Origin of the sequence: Actinomadura sp. NPDC000929 (genome assembly GCF_040492065.1) — a bacterium.
Taxonomy (GTDB): domain Bacteria; phylum Actinomycetota; class Actinomycetes; order Streptosporangiales; family Streptosporangiaceae; genus Spirillospora; species Spirillospora verrucosospora.
Map to the genome: position 1 here is coordinate 25,280 of NZ_JBEUPA010000031.1, position 18,638 is coordinate 43,917.

The window sequence follows — 18,638 nt, forward strand, 5'->3', positions numbered from 1 at the left end:
CGGCGACGAGCCGACCGGAACATTCCGGTCGGCTCGTCGCCGTTTCGGGGCCGTCAGGCACGCGCCTTCTCCCAGGCCGCGCTGGTGAGGAAGTAGGTGTCGTAGATCTCCTGGACGTCCAGGAGGCTTTCGGGCGGGACCTTCCCGTAGGCGATGCGCTCCAGGTGGCGGAAGTACTCGAAGCGCTCGACGCCGGGGGTGATGACGATGAGGATGTCGGCGCTCTCCCCGGGGGCCGCTGCGAAGGCGTGCGGCAGGCCGGGCGGGACGACGACGAGGTCGCCGCGTTCCGCGGTCACCACCTGCTCGCCCGAGAGGAGTTGGGCGGCGCCGTCCAGCATGTAGAACATCTCGGCGGAACCGTCGTGGCGGTGCGGTTTGGCGCCGTCCGCGCCGGTGGCCAGGGTGACGCGCTGGGTGGAGAGGGCGCCGCCGGTCGAGCCGCTGTCGGCCAGCAGCCTGATGGTGACGGGGGAGCGGCCGATCACCTCGGCCTCGGCGGAACGGACGATCACGGACTCGTCGAAGTCCGGTGAGATCAGCGACATGCGAGGGGCTCCTTGTCCGGGACAGGGGAGGGGGTCAGACGGCGAACAGCAGGACCGCGCTGGCGAGCACGGCCACGGCGGTGGCGAAGTGAATGCCGAACGCGACGGCCTTCGTGCCGCCGTGGCGCCGCACGATCAGGGTGTCGCCGAGCGGTGCGATGGCCACGACCAGCATGTACCAGCCCGCGGCGTGGGCGCCGGCGAAAGCGATCAGGGCGAGGCCGAGGAGGCCGGTCGTCAGGTCGCGCAGCCCCTTGATCCTCAGGTAGGCGATGTCGCCGTCGGCCTTGGCGGGGACGCCGTAGCCGGCGGCCGCCGGGTACGGCGCGGTGAGGAACCGCGCGCCGATGAGAACGCAGAACAGGGCGAGCACGACGGCCAGTCCGTAGGCGATGGGGGTCAGCATGGCGTCTCCATGAGTGCTAGCAGTGCTAGGAACGAGAACGACGCTAGCATAGCGTCGACAGGATGGCTAGCAATGCTAGGATCACTGCCATGTCGATCCAGGGACGCCGGGAGCGAGAGCGGGCGGAACGCGAGAAGCTGATCATCACGGCGGCGCGGGAGCTGGCCGAGAGCGAGGGCTGGGACGCGGTGACGACGCGCCGGCTCGCCGCGGAGATCGAGTACAGCCAGCCCGTCCTCTACAGCCACTTCAAGGGCAAGGGCGCCATCATGGCGGCGGTCGCGGTCGAGGGGTGCGCCGAGCTCGCGGACGAGCTGCGGCGGGCGCGCACGGCGGCGTCCGGGCCCGCCGAGGCGCTGGCGGGGGTCGCGGCGGCCTACACCGACTTCGCGGAGCGCAGGCCCGCCCTCTACGACGTGATGTTCGTCAGGGACGTCGACCTGCCGTTCGCGACCCCCGAGGCGCCGCCCGCGCTCCAGGAGGCGTTCGGCGAGCTGCGCGAGACCGTCCGGCCGTTCGCGGGCGGGGACGACGTGGACGTGCTCACCGAGACGCTCTGGAGCGGCCTGCACGGCCTGCTCATCCTGATGCGCGACGGGCGCATGCACCGCGAGCACCACGAGCTTCGCACGGCCGTCCTGCTCCGCCGCTTCTCCGCCTGACCCCGCCCGCCGCGGCCGGAGGCGGGCCGGTCAGCCGGCGGCCGTGCGGCCCGCGCTGGTGGCCTTGATGGCGCCGTCGGGGGTGAAGGCGACCGTCACCTGGCCGCCCTGCGGGGCGACGCCCTCGATGATCTCCTCGCTCTCCCGGATCCGGCACCCGTGGTGGGTGAGGAAACCGCGCACGACGCGGCGCTGCTCGGTGGGGAAGATCTCGGCGGCGGTCATCATCAGGCGCGTCGCCGAGAGCGGGTCGAACTCGGCCGCGGGCAGGGCCGGGTCGTCGACGTGGAAGTAGAACGAGCCCTGCCCGTCGTTCACGCGGCAGCTCTGCACGCCGTTGCCGCCGAGCAGCGCGGCGGCGGCGATGGCCATGGTGGTCGCGGCCTGGTGCGGGTCGGGGAAGCCGGAGAGGTCCAGACGTCCCGCCGTCAGTTCCGGAACGGCGCGGCGCGCGCCGTGCTCGCGGACCGCGGCCAGCGGGGCGACGGCGGGCACGCCGACGCCGTAGTGCGGGTTGGCCCACGCCCACAGCCACGTGTCGCTCACGTGGGAGAAGCTGCCGAGGAACGTCATGCCGTGGAGGGTGCGTCCGCCAGCGGTGATGGTGCGCGCGTCGACGTCGAAGGCGATGTCGCCGTCACCGACGGCGGTGTTGAGGACGTTCTGGCGCTGGATCGCCGCGGCCGACCCCGCACTGGCGAACGCCTCGAACTCCGGGCTGTAGCAGCTGAGCCCGCTCAGGAACTCCGACCAGAATCGGGCACTGCGTTCGTCGCCCCGGCGCCGGTAGAGGTCGCCGAGCCTGCGGGCGGCGTGCTCGGCGCCGGCCTCCTGCACCGATCTGCGGAACCAGCCGATGGCGGCGTTCTCGTCGCCCGCCTTCTGCGCGTGGTCGCCGAGGCAGAAGGCGGCCTTGGGATGCCCGAGATCGGCGGCCAGCCGCCACGCCTGGAGCCGCCCGGCGGGATCGCCCCTGTCCTGGCGCACGAACCCCAGGTTGAACGCGGCGCCGCCGTTGCCGCGCTCGGCGGCGCGGAGGTACCAGGTCTCCGCCGCTTCGAGGTCGCCCTTGCCGTCGTCGTCGTACAGCCGGCCGAGGTTGAACGCGGCCTTGTCCGAGCCGAGCTCCCAGGCCCGGCGGAAGAAGTCCATGGCCTGTTCGACGTCGCCCCTGTTCTCCAGCAGGATGCCCAGGTTCAGGGCGCCGCCCGAGAAGCCGCCCTCGGCGGACCGCCGGTACCAGCGTTCGGCGGTCTCCAGGTCGCCGTCCCGCTCCGCGCCGTAGCCGACCTCGAAGGCGCTCTCGGGAAGCCCCGCCTCGGCGGCCCGCCGCCACCACGCCAGGGCCTCCCGGTCGTCGCCGCGCTCCGCCGCGAGGGACCCGAGCTCGTGGGCGCCCCCCGGATGCCCGGCTTCGAACGCCTCCCGCAGCAGCTCCTCGGCCTCCGCGAGGTTCCCGCCGCGCCTGGCCTCCAGGCCGCGCTCGTACGGTTCGACTGATCCGGCCGGGTACTCGGTCATCGCACGCCCCCTCTGAGTGATCACAGGTTCACGGGATCGACGCTGCGCGCCCGATCCGGGTTCCCGCCGGCGTCCATGCGTCCGAAACCGCTCCGCACGCATGGACGGGCGGCCCCTCCCGGTGGTAAGCCCGGGGGAAGAACGGGCCGTGCCGCGGCCCGTGGAGTGCTGGAGCCCCCATGGAACACGACTATGTCATCGTCGGCGCCGGGTCCGCGGGGTGCGCCCTGGCCGCTCGCCTCTCCGAGGACGCCTCCGTCACCGTGGCCCTCCTGGAGGCGGGCGGCCCGGACGACAAGAGCGAGATCCACATCCCGGCCGCGTTCCCGAAGCTCTTCAAGACCGAGTACGACTGGGACTACAGCACCGCCGGGCAGCCCGAGCTGGACGGGCGCGAGCTGTACTGGCCGCGGGGGAGGACGCTCGGCGGGTCGTCATCGCTGAACGCGATGATGTGGGTGCGCGGGCACTACGACGACTACGACGACTGGGACGTCCCCGGCTGGTCGTACGAGGACGTCGTCCCGTACTTCAAGCGCGTGGAGGGGCGCGTCGGCAGCAACAAGGGCGACGTGTACGGCACCTCCGGCCCGGTCACGATCTCCGAGCAGCGCAGTCCGAACGTGACCACGCGGGCGTTCCTGGAGGCGTGCGCCGCCACCGGCCTCAACAGGTTGCCGGAGCTGAACGGCCCGTCCAACGAGGGGTACGCGCTCACGCCGGTCAGCCAGCGGCGCGGGAGGCGGTGCAGCGCGGCCGACGCCTACCTGCGTCCCGCGCGGAAGCGTCCCAACCTGACCGTCGTGACGGGCGCGCAGGTGTCGCGGGTGCTGATCGAGGACGGCCGGGCGACCGGCGTGGAGTACGGCGGCGGGCGCGTCACGGCGCGCCGCGAGGTGATCCTGGCCGCGGGCGCGGTCGGGTCGCCGCACCTGCTGATGCTGTCCGGCGTCGGCGACCCCGAGCACCTGCGGAGCGCGGGCGTGGAGCCGGTCGTGGAGTCCCCGCAGGTGGGGCGCCATCTCCAGGACCACCTGTCGGTCGGCGTCGTCCGGCACTGCCCGAGGAAGGTCACGCTCGCGGGCGCGGAGTCGCTGCCGAACATCGCCCGCTACCTGCTCGCCCGGCGCGGGCCGTTCACCTCCAACGTGGGCGAGGCGGTCGTGTTCACCAAGAGCGCCCCCACCCTGCACGCCCCCGACCTCGAACTCATCTTCGCGCCGGCCCCCTACGTCGCGCACGGGCTCACCCCGCCGACCGAGCACGGCGTGACGCTCGGCGTCGTGCTGCTGCGGCCCGAGTCGTCCGGGCGCGTCTCGCTCGCGTCCGCCGACCCGGCCGCGCCGCCGGTGATCGACCCCGCCTACCTGACGGAGGAGAGCGACCTGCGGCGCCTGATGCACGGCGTGCGGCGCGCGGAGGAGCTGCTGGCCGCCGACGCGCTCAGGCCCTTCGTCGGCGACGTCATGCAGCCCTACGTGGGGGCGGACGACGAGGACGCGCTGGCCGCCTACGTCCGGGGGCACTCCGAGACGCTCTACCACCCCACCGGCACGTGCCGGATGGGCACCGACGCCGGCTCGGTCGTCGACCCGGACCTGCGCGTCCGCGGCGTCGAGGGGCTCCGGGTCGCGGACGTGTCGATCCTGCCGCAGATCACCCGGGGCCACACCAACGCCCCCGCCATCATGATCGGAGAGAAGGCCGCCGACCTGGTCAGGACGCCAGCCAGCTGAGCACGCGCTCGTTCACCTCGGCGGGGCGGTCCAGCTGGAGGAAGTGGCCGGCGCCGCCGATCCGCTCGGCCCGCGATCCGGGCGGGAGGGCGGCCCGGACGGCGTCGAGGTCCACCGCGTCCGCGGCGACGCAGCCGTCCTCGGCGCCGTGCAGGTAGAGCACGGGGCGCTCGCCCACGATGGTGGTCGCCTGCTGCTCGGCCGCGTACCGGTCGACGAGCCGGGACGGGTCGAGCATCGCGCGGTAGTACCCGATCGCCGCCGCGGCGTTGTCCGGCGCGGCGAGGCACTCCATCACGCGGTCGACGTCCGCGGACCGGTCGCGGCCGTCGTCGGGGGACCAGTCGCGCCACAGCCCCTCGACGAACGACCGGCCGAACGCGAGCTCGGCCAGCGGCGTCTGGAAGACGAAGATGTAGAACGAGCGCTTGAGCTGCTCGTAGTCGAAGAACGAGGTCGCCATCACCGAGATGGGCGGAACGGACATGGCGACCGCCTTGCGCCAGCGTTCCGGGGCGGCGTTGACGGCGCCGTAGGTGGCGAAGGCGCCCCAGTCGTGACCGACGACCACGGCGTCGGGGCCGCCGCCGAGCGCCTCGTGCAGGGCGATGGCGTCGGCGGCGAGGGCGCCGCTCTGGTACGCGCCGTCCGCGGGGACGGACGTGGGGGCGTAGCCGCGCATGAAGGGGGCCACGGCGCGGTGGCCGGCGGCGGCCAGCTCCGGCATGAGGTGCCGCCAGGTGTGCGGGGAGTCGGGGAAGCCGTGCAGCAGCAGCGCCAGGGGCCCGTCCTGGGGGCCGGCGGCGAGGTATCCGAAGTCGAGCCCGTTCGCGTTGACCGATCCGGTCGTGATGTCGCCCATGTACGCCTCCTCGGTTCGCGGCGAACGGTACCCGCGGCTCCGCGGCGCCGGACCGGCAGGGCCCTCTCTCTTCGGATATCGGCGTATCACCATGTATTTACAGCGGAATCCGCAGTCACATAGCATCAGAGCAACTGGATCGATCGCACCGAGGGAATCGTGATGACGGAGTCGGACGTGACCAGCCAGCAGCACGACGCGATGCAGAGGGCGGCGCGCGACCATCTGTGGATGCACTTCGCGCGGCACTCGGCGGCCCCGGACGGCGGCGAGATCCCGGTGATCGTCCGCGGGGAGGGCCCCTACGTCTACGACTCGGCGGGCCGCCGCTACCTGGACGGCCTCGCCGGGCTGTTCACCGTCCAGGCCGGGCACGGCCGCGAGGAGCTGGCGCAGGCCGCCGCCAAGCAGGCCGCCGAGCTGGCCTACTTCCCGATCTGGTCGTACGCGCACCCGAAGGCCGTCGAGCTGGCCGAGCGGCTCGCCGCCCTCGCGCCCGGCGACCTGAACCGCGTCTTCTTCACCACCGGCGGCGGCGACGCGGTGGAGAGCGCGTGGAAGCTCGCCAAGCACTACTTCAAGCTCACCGGGAAGCCGGGCAAGCACAAGGTGATCAGCCGGGCGGTCGCCTACCACGGCACCCCGCACGGCGCGCTGTCGATCACCGGCCTGCCCGGCCTGAAGGCGCCGTACGAGCCGCTCGTGCCGAGCGGCTTCCGGGTGCCGAACACCAACATCTACCGGGCCGCCGAGCACCGCGACGACCCCGAGGCGTTCGGCCGGTGGGCCGCCGACCGGATCGAGGAGGTCATCGAGTTCGAGGGCGCCGACACCGTCGCCGCCGTGTTCCTGGAGCCGGTGCAGAACGCCGGCGGCTGCTTCCCGCCGCCGCCCGGCTACTTCGAGCGCGTCCGGGAGATCTGCGACCGGCACGACGTCCTGCTGGTGTCGGACGAGGTGATCTGCGCGTTCGGCCGTCTCGGCACGACGTTCGGCGCGGAGCGGTTCGGCTACACGCCGGACGTCATCACCTTCGCCAAGGGTGTGACGTCCGGGTACGCGCCGCTCGGCGGGATGCTCGTGGCCGACCGCCTGTTTGAGCCGTTCAAGGGCGGGACGGAGATGTTCGCGCACGGCTACACGTTCGGCGGGCACCCGGTGTCGGCGGCGGTCGCGCTGGCCAACCTCGACCTGTTCGAGCGCGAGGACCTGAACGGGCACGTCCTGCGCAACCGGGACGCGTTCCGGGGCACGCTGGAGCGGCTGCGCGACCTGCCGATCGTCGGGGACGTGCGCGGCGACGGCTACTTCTACGGCATCGAGCTGGTCAAGGACCAGGACACGCGGGAGACCTTCGACGACGAGGAGTCCGAGCGCCTGCTGCGCGGGTTCCTCGACAAGGCCCTCTACGAGGCGGGCCTGTACTGCCGGGCCGACGACCGCGGCGACCCCGTCGTCCAGCTGGCGCCGCCGCTGATCTGCGACCAGGGGCACTTCGACGAGATCGAGCAGATTCTGCGCTCCGTCCTCCAGGAGGCGTGGACGCGGTTGTGACCGGACGCCGGGGGGCGCGGGCGCGCCACGCCCCCGGCGAACCGGTGTGAGGCGCGTCACCCCGCCGATCAGTGTGCGCTTGCATCTTTACTTTGAGAGGGTGCATGTAAACCGAATCGGGTTCGGACATGACGAGGTGGTGGGCGCGTGCTCAAGGTCGACGACATCAACCTGACCGACTGGGATTTCTGGCGGCGGCCGCACGACTACCGGCACGAGGCCTTCAAGGCGCTGCGCTGGCACGCCGGCCTCATCCGCTACGAGGAGCCGGACATCGTCATCGCCCCCCAGGGCCCCGGCTACTACGCGCTGACCCGGCACGCCGACGTCGTCGAGGCGTCCCGCCGCCCGCAGGACTTCTGCTCCGGCAGGGGCGCCATCAGCATCCCGGACATGCCGGGCGACATGCACGAGTACTTCGGCTCGATGATCAGCATGGACGACCCCCGGCACGCCAAGATCAGGCGGATCGTGTCCCGGGCGTTCTCGCCCCGCATGATCCAGCGGTTCGAGGACCGGGTCGAGGCGGTCGCGGGCCAGATCGTCGAGAACGTGGCGGCGGGCGGCGGGACGGGCGACTTCGTCGCCGACGTCGCCGCCCGGCTCCCCCTGAAGATCATCTGCGACATGATGGGCATCGCCGAGGAGCAGTACAGGACCGTCCTGGACGCCACGAACGTCATCCTCGCGGGCAACGACCCCGAGTTCATCCCGACGGCGGAGCCGGAGCAGATGGCGATGGCGCTGCTCGGCGCCGGCGAGACGCTGCGCGGCCTGGTCGAGGACCTCGGGCGGCAGCGCCGCGCGAACCCCACCGACGACCTCACCTCCGCCCTGGTGAACGCCAACCTCGACGGCGAGTCGCTCACCGACCAGGAGCTCGGCTCGTTCTTCATCCTGCTGGTCGTCGCCGGCAACGAGACCACCCGCAACGCGATCGCCCACGGCCTCGACCTGTTCACCCGCAACCCCGACCAGCGGGCCCTGCTCACCGAGGACTTCGACGGCCGCATGCCCGGCGCGGTCGAGGAGATCGTCCGGTACGTCTCGCCGGTCATCTGGATGCGCCGGACCGCGACCCGCGACACCGTGCTGAACGAGCACGAGATCAAGGAGGGCGACAAGCTCGTCCTCTACTACTGGTCGGCCAACCGGGACGAGTCGGTCTTCACCGACCCGGACCGGTTCGACATCCTGCGCGACCCGAACCCGCACGTCGGGTTCGGCGGGCCCGGGCCGCACTTCTGCCTCGGCGCGCACCTGGCCAGGCGCGAGATCACCGTGATGTTCCGCGAGCTGCTGCGCCGCACGCCCGCCCTCCGCGCCTCCGGCGACCCCGACCGCCTGGAGTCCAACTTCATCAACGGGATCAAGCGCCTGCCCTACACGATCTGAGCCCGGCTACCAGGGCAGGGGGCCGTCCTCGGCGAGGAACGCGCCCGTCGGGCCGCCGTCGCCGAGGAGGGCCACCCCGGCGATCACGGACGCCCCCTGCTCCGGCGTCCGGTGCCCGGCGTGGTCGTTGAGATCCGTCGCGCAGTACCCGGGCGTGGTGGCGTTCACCGTGACCGAGGTGCCGGCCAGCTCCTTGGCGTAGGCGACGGTGACGGCGTTCAGCGCCGACTTCCAGCGAGCCGAGTTCGCTGGAGACGTTGACGATCCGCCCGGCGGGGGAGCGGCGCAGCAGCGGGAGCATCGCGTTGGTGACCGCGACGACGCCGAACACGTTGGTCTCGAACGCGGTCCGGACCAGGTCCGGCGCCGTCCGGCTCGGCGGGAAGCCGGTGGCCCCCGTCGTGGTGATCCCGGCGTTGTTGACCAGGATGTCGAGTCGGCCGAACTCGGCGTCGATCCCCTTGGCGGCGGCCTCGACGGTGTCGGCGTCGGTGACGTCCAGCCGGACGAAACGGGCGTCGATCCCCTTGGCGGCGAGCGCGGCGGCGGCCGGCTCGCCGCGCTCGGCCGACCGCGCCCCGAGCAGGACGGTGACGCCGCCGCGGCCGAGGAGGCGGGCCGTCTCGAAGCCGATGCCCTTGTTGGCTCCGGTGATGAGTGCGATCTGTGTCGTCATGCCGTCCAGGTTCACCGGCGGCGTCCGGGCTGAGGAGAGACCGGCCGAAGCTGGGATCGGCCGTACCACCCTCGGCCCGGCGGCCGCTCCGGAGTATCGGACATGCTGGAGGCCATGGACAGACAAGAGACGGCGGCGTTCCTGCGTTCCCGGCGGGCCCGCATCCAGCCCGCCGACGTCGGGCTCCCGGGAGGGACGCGCCGCCGGACCCCCGGTCTGCGCCGGGAAGAGGTCGCGCGACTGGCGGGCATGTCGGTGGACTACTACATCCGGCTGGAGCAGGGACGCGGGCCTCGCCCGTCCAGGCAGATCCTCGGTGCGCTGGCGCGCGCGCTGAGGCTGACCGACGATGAGCGCGCCTACCTCTACGGCCTCGCCGGCGAGGCGCCGGAACCGCCGAGCGGCCCTTCGCGGGACGTCCCGCCGGGGATCGTGCACCTGCTCGAACGGCTGGACGACACGCCCGCCTACGTGCTGAGCGCCCGGCAGGACATCATCGCCTGGAACCCGCTCGCGGCGGCGCTCATGACCGAGATCGCCGCGATGGCGCCCGGTGACCGCAACGTCGTCCGCTGGCTGTTCACCGGCTCCGACATCGAGCGGTACGGCGCCGACGAGTACCTGACGCGGTTCGCCCGCGGGCTGGTGGCCGACCTGCGGGCGGCGTTCGGCCGGTATCCGGGCGACGCCGGCATCGCCGGGCTCGTCGCCGAGGTCGCCGGCCGCAGCGCGCTGTTCGCCCGGCTCTGGGACGAGGGCGAGGTCGAGATCAGGCGCGGCAGCCGCAAGCGCATGACGCATCCCGTCGTCGGCGAGCTGGACATGCACTGCGACGTCCTCTACGTGCCGGAACGCGACCAGCGGGTCGTCCTCTACACGACCACTCCGGGCACGCCCTCGCACGAGGCGATGAAACTGCTGCGCGTCGTCGGGACCCAGGACCTCAGCGTCCGCTGAGGCCCCGGGGCCCGCGCGCGGTCAGCGCAGCTCGCGCTTGAGGATCTTGCCGGTGGCGGTCATCGGCAGCTCGTCGCGGAACTCGACGATCCGCGGGTACTTGTAGTTGGCGAACTGCTCCCTGCCCCACGCGACCAGCTCGTCCTCGGTGACGGTCGCGCCGGGCGTGCGGATCACGTACGCCTTGACCTCCTCGCCGTGCGAGGGGTGCGCGACGCCCACCACCGCGGCCAGCGAGACCTCCGGGTGGGTCATCAGGACCTCTTCCAGCTCCCGCGGGTACACGTTGTACCCGCCCCTGATGATCATGTCCTTGGAGCGGTCGATGATGTAGTAGTAGCCGTCCTCGTCGCGGCGGGCCACGTCGCCGGTGCGGAACCAGCCGTCCCTGACGGAGGCCTCGGTCGCCTCGGGCCGCCCGTGGTAGCCCTTCATGATGTTGTGCCCCCGGATGGCGATCTCACCGGGCCCCTCGCCCTCGATCTCCTTCCAGTCGTCGTCGATCAGCTTCATCTCCACGCCCCACACGGGCAGGCCGATCGAGCCGGGCTTGGTCGGGCGGTCCGGGCGGTTGAACGAGGCCACCGGCGACGTCTCCGACAGGCCGTAGCCCTCCAGGACGTCCACGCCGAACTTGGTCTTGATCCCCTTGAGGACCTCCATCGGCAGCGCCGACCCGCCCGACACCGCGACGCGCAGGTTCTCCCGGATCGCCGCGATCTCCTCGTCGGAGGTCTCGTCGGTCAGCAGGCCCCAGTACATCGTCGGGACGCCCGCGAAGATGTTCACCTTCTCCTTGACCATCAGCTCGACGGCCTGCCGGGCGTCGAACCTCGCCTGCATCACGAGCGTCGCGCGCCGGTAGAGGCCGACGTTCATCACGCACGTCTGCCCGAAGATGTGGAACAGCGGCAGCGTGACCAGCGACGTGTCGTGCAGCGTCCGGTAGAAGAGCGTGTCGTCCACCATGGCGTTCATGAGGAGGTTGCTGTGCGTGAGCTCGGCGCCCTTCGGCTGCCCGGTCGTCCCGCTGGTGTAGATGATCACGGCGGTGTCGTCCGGCCCGGTCCGCGCCGTCTCGAAGGTGCCCGGCTTCCCCGCGAGCGCGGCCCAGAACAGCTCCGCCCCCTCCACCGGGGACTCGGCGGCGGACGGGTCGGCGGGCAGCAGGAAGAGGTGCTCGCACCCCTCCGCCTGCTCGAACCCGGCGCGCCCCATCTCGCCGAGCGGCAGCTCCGGCGTGCCCTCGAAGCAGAAGAACGCCTTGGCGCCGGAGTCGCCGAGGTGGTAGGCGATCTCCCGCGGCTTGAGCAGCACGTTCAGCGGGACGACCACCGCCCCCGCCTTGAGCGCCCCGAAGTACACCATCGGGAAGTAGGGGAGGTTCGGGCTGGACAGCGCCACCTTGTCGCCCGGCCCGACGCCGCGCTCGCGCAGCAGGTTCGCGACCTGGTTCGCGACCTGGTCGAGGAAGGAGTAGGAGAGCCGGAGGTCGCCGAACACGACGGCGTCGCGGTCGGGCGTCTCCCGGGCGGCGTCCTCCAGCAGCACGGACAGGTTGAGCATGGCACTCCTCGCGCGGAAAGGTGACCGGCCGGTTAGTTACCGGCGAGTGTATGAAACCGTTCCGCACATCCTGCTGCACGGGACGCGTCCGGCGCCATCGTTCGCAGGCCTTGACGTGGCGTTTTCGTCGTCGTGACGGCGCCTCCGCGGGCAGGATGAGGGGCCGTCTTCGTCGGGTTCCCGGCTCTGTGACCGGATCCGGACGGTTCGGACGGACGCCGGGCCCGCGCCGGATGCCCGTCACCCCGCGGCGCTAGCATGTGCCGCTGCAGCGAGAAAGGGTGCGCAATCTTGATCATCTTCGGCTGGCGCGTGGTGTTCTTCACCCTGACCAGGGGAATCTTCCACTGCCCCGGATGCGGCGGCGACCGCGAGTACCGCCGCAGGCAGGGGCGCAACTTCTTCACGCTGTTCTTCATCCCGGTCATCCCGCTGACGAAGGCCGGCGGCGAGTTCGTCGAGTGCGACACCTGCCACGGCCGCTGGAACCCCGCCGTGCTCGACGTGCCGACGACCGCGCAGCTCGCGCAGATGCCCGCGATGCTGCTGCGCATGGCGATCGCCCAGGTCCTGCGCTCCGGCGACTACACCAACGCGGTCGCCCGCTCCCGCGCGGTCGCCGTCGTCCGCCAGGCCGGCGAGCCCGGGTTCGACGAGTCCGCCCTGAACGCCGACCTCGGCCGTCCCTTCGACGAGGTCCGCGTCGAGATGGGACGCGCCGCCTCCGCCCTCGCCCCCGAGGCGCGGGAGAGCATCCTGCGCGCCGCCGCCGAGATCGCGCTGGTCGACGGCCCGCTGACCGTCTCCGAGGAGGAGACGCTGTCCGCCGTGGGCGCCGACCTGGAGCTGACCCGCGTGCAGGTGACCGGCGTCGTGTCCATGGCCCGCCAGGAGTCGGGGCACTAAGTCGCGGCGGGCGGGGTTGCGGTTGCGCTACTCTTGAGGTATGCCAGCCAGGCTGCTCCTCGAAGGACCGCGTTGACGCACTGACGTCAGCGTGGTGGCCCCTCCTGCGCGAGGGGCCGTTTCATGTCGGCGGACGGCCACGACCCAGCAGCAGGAACCGGAGTCAGAAGCGTGAGCAGCGACGTTCCCCACCGCGCAACGCCGGGGGGTGCAGGGGGGGCGTCCCCCCTGAACGACGGGTACGACCCACGGGCGGTCCAGGACAAGTGGCAGGCCCGCTGGGAGGAGCTCGACCCGTTCAAGGCGGACGAGGAGGGCCCCGCCGAGGAGCGCCGCTACGCCCTGGACATGTTCCCCTACCCCAGCGGCGACCTGCACATGGGCCACGCGGAGGCGTTCGCCATCGGCGACGTCGTCGCGCGCTACTGGTTCCAGCGCGGCTTCAACGTCCTGCACCCGATCGGCTGGGACTCCTTCGGCCTGCCCGCCGAGAACGCCGCCATCAAGCGCGACTCGCACCCCGCCGAGTGGACCTACGCCAACATCGAGACGCAGGCGGCCTCCTTCCGCCGCTACGCCCCGTCCTTCGACTGGACGCGGCGCCTGCACACCTCCGATCCCGAGTACTACAAGTGGACGCAGTGGCTGTTCCTGCGCTTCTACGAGCGGGGCCTGGCCTACCGCAAGGGCGGCCACGTCAACTGGTGCCCGAAGGACCAGACCGTCCTGGCCAACGAGCAGGTCGTCGGCGGGCACTGCGAGCGCTGCGGCGCGCTGGTCGAGAAGCGCGTGCTGACCCAGTGGTACTTCAAGATCACCGAGTACGCGGACCGGCTGCTGGACGACATGGCGCAGCTGGAGGGCAAGTGGCCCGAGCGCGTCCTGCTGATGCAGCGCAACTGGATCGGCCGCTCCACCGGCGCCGACGTCGACTTCGTGATCGAGGGGCGCGACGAGCCCGTCACCGTCTACACCACCCGTCCCGACACCCTGTACGGCGCCACCTTCATGGTCGTGGCCGCCGACGCCGCGCTGGCCGAGGAGATCTGCCACCCCGACCACCGCGCCGCGTTCGAGGCCTACCGCGACGAGGTCTCCCGCGAGAGCGAGATCGAGCGGCTGTCCACCGAACGCGAGAAGACCGGCGTGTTCCTGGGCCGCTACGCGGTCAACCCGGTCAACGGCGAGCGGCTGCCCGTCTGGGCGTCCGACTACGTCCTGGCCGAGTACGGGCACGGCGCGATCATGGCCGTCCCGGCCCACGACCAGCGCGACCTGGACTTCGCGCTGAAGTTCGGCCTGCCCGTCCGCGTCGTCGTCGAGACCGGCCTGGCCGACCCCGCCGAGACCGGCGTCGCCACCCCCGGCGACGGCGCGATCGTCAACTCCGGCCCCATCGACGGGCTGACCAAGGGCGACGGCATCGCCCGCATCACCGCGATCCTGGAGGAGCGCGGCACCGGCCGCGCGTCCGTGAACTTCCGGCTGCGCGACTGGCTGGTCTCCCGGCAGCGGTTCTGGGGCTGCCCGATCCCGATCGTGCACTGCGAGGCGTGCGGCGAGGTCCCCGTCCCCGACGACCAGCTGCCCGTGACCCTGCCCGAGGGCCTGCGCGGCGCCGACCTGGCCCCCAAGGGCACCTCGCCCCTGGCCGCCGCGTCCGACTGGGTGAACACCGAGTGCCCCAAGTGCGGCGGCGCCGCCACCCGCGACACCGACACCATGGACACGTTCGTCGACTCGTCCTGGTACTACTTCCGCTACTGCTCGCCCGGCTACGAGGGCGGCCCGTTCGACGTCGAGCAGGTCCGCAAGTGGATGCCGGTCGACCAGTACACGGGCGGCGTCGAGCACGCCATCCTGCACCTGCTGTACAGCCGGTTCTTCACCAAGGTCCTGCACGACATGGGCATGGTCGACTTCACCGAGCCCTTCACCCGGCTGCTGAACCAGGGCCAGGTGATCAACCAGGGCAAGGCGATGTCGAAGTCGCTGGGCAACGGCGTCGACCTGGGCGAGCAGATCGGCGAGTTCGGGGTGGACGTCGTCCGGCTGGCGATCCTGTTCTCCGGTCCGCCCGAGGACGACATCGACTGGGCCGACGTGTCCCCGCACGGCATGTCGAAGTTCCTGTCCCGCGTGCACCGCATCGCCACCGAGGTCTCCTCCGAGCCCGGCGTCGACGTGACCTCCGGCGACACGACCCTGCGCCGCGCCACGGCCCGCACGGTCGACGAGGTCACCACGCTGGTCGAGACGCAGCGGTTCAACGTCGCCATCGCGCGGATCATGGAGCTGGTCACCGCGACCCGCAGGGCCGTCGACTCCGGCCCCGGCGCCGCCGACCCGGCCGTCCGCGAGGCCGCCGAGACGATCGCGGTCCTGCTGTCGCTGTTCGCCCCCTACACCGCCGACGAGACGTGGGAGCTGCTGGGCCGCACCGCGCCGGTCGTCCGCGCGGGCTGGCCGTCCGCCGACCCCGCCCTGCTGGTGGAGGAGTCGGTCACCTGCGTCGTCCAGGTCGCCGGTAAGGTCCGCGACCGCCTGGACGTCCCGCCCGGCATCGCCGAGGAGGAACTGGAGCGCCGCGCCCTGGCCTCGCCCAAGGTCCAGGACGCCCTGGCCGGCGCCGACATCGCCAAGATCATCGTCCGCGCCCCCAAGATCGTCAACATCGTCCCCAAACGCTGACCCCGACCCGACACGAGCACGCCGCCCGGACACTGCACCCTGCCCCAAGCAGTGCCCGGCCGGCGCGCCGCCACGTCCAACCAAGCCACCGATCGTGCCCCCTGCGGCTCATGCGCCAGAGACAGGCCCCAATGCCCCTTGGCACGAGCTAGCAAGCGAGGCGCCACCCGAACCAGCCGTGCCACCCAGCCAGCGCGCCCCCTGAAAAGGCGCGCCATGCAAGGCAACGCACCCCCGCGGGCGGCCCCTCGTGCCGAGGGCACGCGCAGCTTGAGTTTGCGCGCCATGCGGGTCGTGTACCCGCCGATTGAGGGCGCTGCGCCGCTGGCCGAGTGCGTTGTCTGAGGTGGCGTGCCCACTTAGCTCATGCGCCCCTCGGACCGAGTTTTTTGCCGGTCTTGGCTGCTCAGGGTGTGCCATACGGGTTGTGCGTCAGAGCTGGGCGCTATGCGGGTGGTGCGCCGCTGGAGGGTGATGCGTTGATGGGTTGGGTGCGCTGCCTGGGTGGTGCGCCACACGAAGTGCGGAGCCTCGGGGTGTGCCTTGTGCCGGGGCGTGTGCCATTGAGGTTGCGCTCCATGCGAGCGCGGGGCATAGACGGCGCTTGCCGGGTGGGGCGCTTGGCGGGGGGCACACGTGCGGCATGGGGTAGAGCGCTCGTTGCGCGCCCTGGGGTGGTGCCAGGGGGCCGTCTTGGCGTTTGGTGACTGCGGCTGGGGGCGGGGGAGCTGGGCGTGCGTGGGCGGCCGCCGGAGGTGGTCCGGCGGCCGCTGAGGGCCGGCGTCACATCTTGCGGAGGACCGCCACGACCCGGCCGAGCACCGAGGCCTCGTCGCCGGGGATCGGCTCGTAGGCGGGGTTCTGGGGCATCAGCCAGATGTGGCCGTCGTCGCGGCGCTTGAACGTCTTGACCGTGGCCTCGCCGTCGATCATGGCGGCCACGATGTCGCCCTGCTCGGCCACCGGCTGCTGCCGCACGACCACCCAGTCACCGTCCGCGATCGCGGCGTCGATCATCGAGTCGCCGGTGACCTTCAGCAGGAAGTGGGTGCCCTCGCCGACGAGCTGCTTCGGCAGCGTGAAGACGTCCTCGACGGCCTCCTCGGCGAGGATCGGGCCACCGGCGGCGATGCGGCCGACGAGCGGCACGTAGGCGGGCGCGGGCTGCCCCGAGGCCGGCTCGTAGGTCTCCTCGTGCGTGCGCACCGGCGTCGTGCCCGGCACCCGCACCTCGACCGCGCGCGGCCGGTTGGGGTCGCGCCGCAGGAAACCCTTGCGCTGCAGCGCCCGGAGCTGGTGCGACACGCTGGAGGTGCTGGTCAGCCCCACGGCCTCGCCGATCTCGCGCATCGACGGCGGGTACCCGCGGCGCTGGACCGAGTCACGGATCACCTCCAGCACCATGCGCTGTCGCTGGGTCAGGCCCGTCTCGTCCATCGGCCCGTCGGGCAGCTCCCGGACCTTGCTCATCGCTCGTCGCCTCCCGGGCGCCTCGGATCCGTCACTCCTTGTCATGAACGCTATCGCGTCCAGGCCCGATGATCAAACAATTGTTCGAAGATGCGCTCGCTTTTTCGGGAGGGCCCCTGGTAGAACATCGTACAGGCGTTCGATCGAAAATGCATTCGAAGTCGAGGAGGGGAGAGATGTCGGGTTCACCCCGCAGTGACCATCCCCCGATCCGCCTGACCCGCCGGGGCCGCGCCGTCCTGGTCGCCTTCGCCGCCACCGTCACGCTCATCCTGCTCTGGCTCAACGTGGGCTCGGGCGCCTTCGCCGGTTCCCGGGAAAGCCACGGCGGCCCGGCGCGGCCCTCTGAAACGGTCGTCGTCGAGCCCGGCGAGACCCTTTGGGACATCGCCTCCGCCGCCGATCCTGGCAGCGATCCTCGCCTCGTGGTGGAGAGCATTATCGACCTCAACGGCTTGGCGGGCGACCCCACCGTCCACCCGGGCCAGGAGCTCCGGCTGCCCTCAAGCTGACCGGCGCGCCCGACACGCTCGGTCACCACTGCTGCGGCCACTCGTCGCACCCGTCGGACGTTCCTTCCTCTCGCTCGACGGCTGCAGGAGCGGTCCGGGCTCCTGTTGATCATGCGCGCCGTCGCCGCGTCGTCCGCCGTTCTGGATGTCACGCGGGTCTCGTCGCGATCGATAGGGGGCGCCGGGTGCGGCATGGCGGCCTGGGTGGGCCTTGTTCTTGGGAGGTGGGGGTGGCGGGTCGCGCCCGTAGCGGCAAGAGGCGGTGGGGCGTGCGTGTGAGTGGTTGAGGCGACGACTGTCGGCGCGGCCGAGCGCGGTGGGCCTTGCTGGAGGCGGCGGGTGGGGCAGAGGGGCCTCTTGCTGGGACTTTGCCGTGATGGGGGTTACCGGGAGGGGCCTGCCGGAGGCGGTGGGTGACGACACGCCCGGACGGAAAATCCGGGTCTCGGAGATGACCTGCGCGGACGCGGCGGATGTGACGGAGGGGACGCGGGAGCAGGTTGCGAAGCAGTCCGGCGAGCCCTACGGTTGACCACAACATCTAGTAGTCACATCGATGTAGTTCCCTATATATGGCGCTACCATCGGTGTAACTCGTTTACGACAGGGGAGGGATTGGACGTGCACTGCCCGTTCTGTCGCAACCCTGACACCAAAGTCATCGACAGCCGTTCGACCGATGACGGTGGCGCCATTAGGCGCCGCCGGTCGTGCTCGGAATGCGGCAAGCGATTCACGACGCAGGAGAATGTGCTCGTGATGGTGGCCAAGCGCAGCGGGGTCACCGAGCCGTTCTCCCGGGAAAAGATCATCGCCGGGGTGCGCAGGGCCTGCCAGGGCCGCCCGGTCGACGAGGATGCGCTCGCGAAGTTGGGACAGCGGGTCGAAGAGGCGATCAGGTCGTCCGGATCCGCGGAAATCCCCTCGCACGAGATCGGCCTCGCGATCCTGGGGCCGCTCGGCGAACTCGACGAGGTCGCCTATCTGCGATTCGCCTCGGTCTACCGGAGCTTCGAGTCGCTGGACGACTTCGCCAAGGAGATCGAAGCACTGCGGAAGGCCGGTTCCTCGGGGGAGCCCGGCCCGTCCCGTTAGGGACGGTTCCGGAAACACATCAGCACAAGTAAAGGCGTCTCCGCGCGGGCATCGTTCGCGCGGCGGCGTGGTTGTTCCTGG

16 protein-coding genes and 1 pseudogene are annotated in these 18,638 nt (G+C 71.6%); 9 read left to right on the top strand and 8 right to left on the bottom strand.

The window, feature by feature from the left end:
* Nucleotides 1-53: 53 nt before the first annotated feature.
* Nucleotides 54-548 (bottom strand): cupin domain-containing protein, encoded by a 495-nt coding sequence (locus ABWI04_RS14380; protein WP_345183161.1) that lies wholly within the window; start codon nucleotides 546-548, stop codon nucleotides 54-56.
* 34 nt (nucleotides 549-582) lie between these two features.
* A complete protein-coding gene (locus tag ABWI04_RS14385) occupies nucleotides 583-954 on the bottom strand; it encodes a DUF4267 domain-containing protein (protein ID WP_353832689.1) in 372 nt (123 codons plus the stop codon).
* 89 nt (nucleotides 955-1,043) lie between these two features.
* Here ABWI04_RS14385 and ABWI04_RS14390 point away from each other — a divergent pair, with 89 nt between their 5' ends.
* Nucleotides 1,044-1,616 (top strand): TetR/AcrR family transcriptional regulator, encoded by a 573-nt coding sequence (locus ABWI04_RS14390; protein WP_345183157.1) that lies wholly within the window; start codon nucleotides 1,044-1,046, stop codon nucleotides 1,614-1,616.
* Nucleotides 1,617-1,646: 30 nt separating this feature from the next.
* Here ABWI04_RS14390 and ABWI04_RS14395 read toward each other — a convergent pair whose 3' ends face one another.
* Entirely contained in the window at nucleotides 1,647-3,137 is a 1,491-nt protein-coding gene (locus ABWI04_RS14395) for a tetratricopeptide repeat protein (protein WP_353832690.1), read from the bottom strand.
* Between the two features lie 179 nt (nucleotides 3,138-3,316).
* Between ABWI04_RS14395 and ABWI04_RS14400 the strand changes: the two genes are divergently transcribed.
* Nucleotides 3,317-4,873 (top strand): GMC family oxidoreductase, encoded by a 1,557-nt coding sequence (locus tag ABWI04_RS14400; RefSeq protein ID WP_345183152.1) that lies wholly within the window; start codon nucleotides 3,317-3,319, stop codon nucleotides 4,871-4,873.
* On the opposite strand, the gene ABWI04_RS14405 is transcribed toward ABWI04_RS14400, so the two are convergent.
* Nucleotides 4,854-5,735 carry an alpha/beta fold hydrolase gene (locus ABWI04_RS14405; protein WP_345183150.1) on the bottom strand — a complete coding sequence of 294 codons (882 nt, stop codon included), beginning with the start codon at nucleotides 5,733-5,735 and terminating at the stop codon, nucleotides 4,854-4,856. The two genes, ABWI04_RS14400 and ABWI04_RS14405, sit on opposite strands and share 20 nt — an antisense overlap.
* Before the next feature lie 162 nt (nucleotides 5,736-5,897).
* Here ABWI04_RS14405 and ABWI04_RS14410 point away from each other — a divergent pair, with 162 nt between their 5' ends.
* Nucleotides 5,898-7,289: an aspartate aminotransferase family protein gene (locus ABWI04_RS14410; RefSeq protein WP_353832691.1), complete on the top strand. Its 1,392-nt coding sequence runs from the start codon at nucleotides 5,898-5,900 to the stop codon at nucleotides 7,287-7,289.
* A 147-nt stretch (nucleotides 7,290-7,436) separates the two neighbouring features.
* Nucleotides 7,437-8,684, top strand: coding sequence for a cytochrome P450 (locus tag ABWI04_RS14415; RefSeq protein ID WP_345183146.1), 1,248 nt, complete (start codon nucleotides 7,437-7,439; stop codon nucleotides 8,682-8,684).
* A gap of 6 nt (nucleotides 8,685-8,690) precedes the next feature.
* Here ABWI04_RS14415 and ABWI04_RS14420 read toward each other — a convergent pair whose 3' ends face one another.
* Entirely contained in the window at nucleotides 8,691-8,852 is a 162-nt protein-coding gene (locus tag ABWI04_RS14420; RefSeq protein ID WP_353832706.1) for a Rossmann-fold NAD(P)-binding domain-containing protein, read from the bottom strand.
* 124 nt (nucleotides 8,853-8,976) lie between these two features.
* A pseudogene (locus tag ABWI04_RS14425) lies at nucleotides 8,977-9,360 on the bottom strand (SDR family NAD(P)-dependent oxidoreductase); the annotation flags it as partial.
* Nucleotides 9,361-9,474: 114 nt separating this feature from the next.
* Here ABWI04_RS14425 and ABWI04_RS14430 point away from each other — a divergent pair.
* Entirely contained in the window at nucleotides 9,475-10,317 is an 843-nt protein-coding gene (locus ABWI04_RS14430) for a helix-turn-helix transcriptional regulator (RefSeq protein WP_353832692.1), read from the top strand.
* Nucleotides 10,318-10,338: 21 nt separating this feature from the next.
* On the opposite strand, the gene ABWI04_RS14435 is transcribed toward ABWI04_RS14430, so the two are convergent.
* Nucleotides 10,339-11,883: a long-chain-fatty-acid--CoA ligase gene (locus tag ABWI04_RS14435; protein WP_353832693.1), complete on the bottom strand. Its 1,545-nt coding sequence runs from the start codon at nucleotides 11,881-11,883 to the stop codon at nucleotides 10,339-10,341.
* 291 nt (nucleotides 11,884-12,174) lie between these two features.
* Here ABWI04_RS14435 and ABWI04_RS14440 point away from each other — a divergent pair, with 291 nt between their 5' ends.
* Together ABWI04_RS14440 and leuS are read left to right on the top strand one after the other, a co-directional pair.
* Nucleotides 12,175-12,789 (top strand): hypothetical protein, encoded by a 615-nt coding sequence (locus tag ABWI04_RS14440; RefSeq protein ID WP_353832694.1) that lies wholly within the window; start codon nucleotides 12,175-12,177, stop codon nucleotides 12,787-12,789.
* Between the two features lie 228 nt (nucleotides 12,790-13,017).
* Nucleotides 13,018-15,480 (top strand): leucine--tRNA ligase, encoded by a 2,463-nt coding sequence (gene leuS, locus ABWI04_RS14445; protein ID WP_353832704.1) that lies wholly within the window; start codon nucleotides 13,018-13,020, stop codon nucleotides 15,478-15,480.
* A 783-nt stretch (nucleotides 15,481-16,263) separates the two neighbouring features.
* On the opposite strand, the gene lexA is transcribed toward leuS, so the two are convergent.
* Nucleotides 16,264-16,950 (bottom strand): transcriptional repressor LexA, encoded by a 687-nt coding sequence (gene lexA / locus ABWI04_RS14450; RefSeq protein ID WP_353832695.1) that lies wholly within the window; start codon nucleotides 16,948-16,950, stop codon nucleotides 16,264-16,266.
* Between the two features lie 176 nt (nucleotides 16,951-17,126).
* Between lexA and ABWI04_RS14455 the strand changes: the two genes are divergently transcribed.
* The gene (locus tag ABWI04_RS14455) at nucleotides 17,127-17,462 is read left to right on the top strand and encodes a LysM peptidoglycan-binding domain-containing protein (RefSeq protein ID WP_353832696.1); all 336 of its coding nucleotides are present in this window, start codon (nucleotides 17,127-17,129) and stop codon (nucleotides 17,460-17,462) included.
* Between the two features lie 621 nt (nucleotides 17,463-18,083).
* Complete coding sequence (gene nrdR / locus ABWI04_RS14460) at nucleotides 18,084-18,557, top strand: transcriptional regulator NrdR (RefSeq protein WP_141583086.1); 474 nt, start codon at nucleotides 18,084-18,086, stop codon at nucleotides 18,555-18,557.
* The last annotated feature ends 81 nt before the right edge of the window (nucleotides 18,558-18,638 follow it).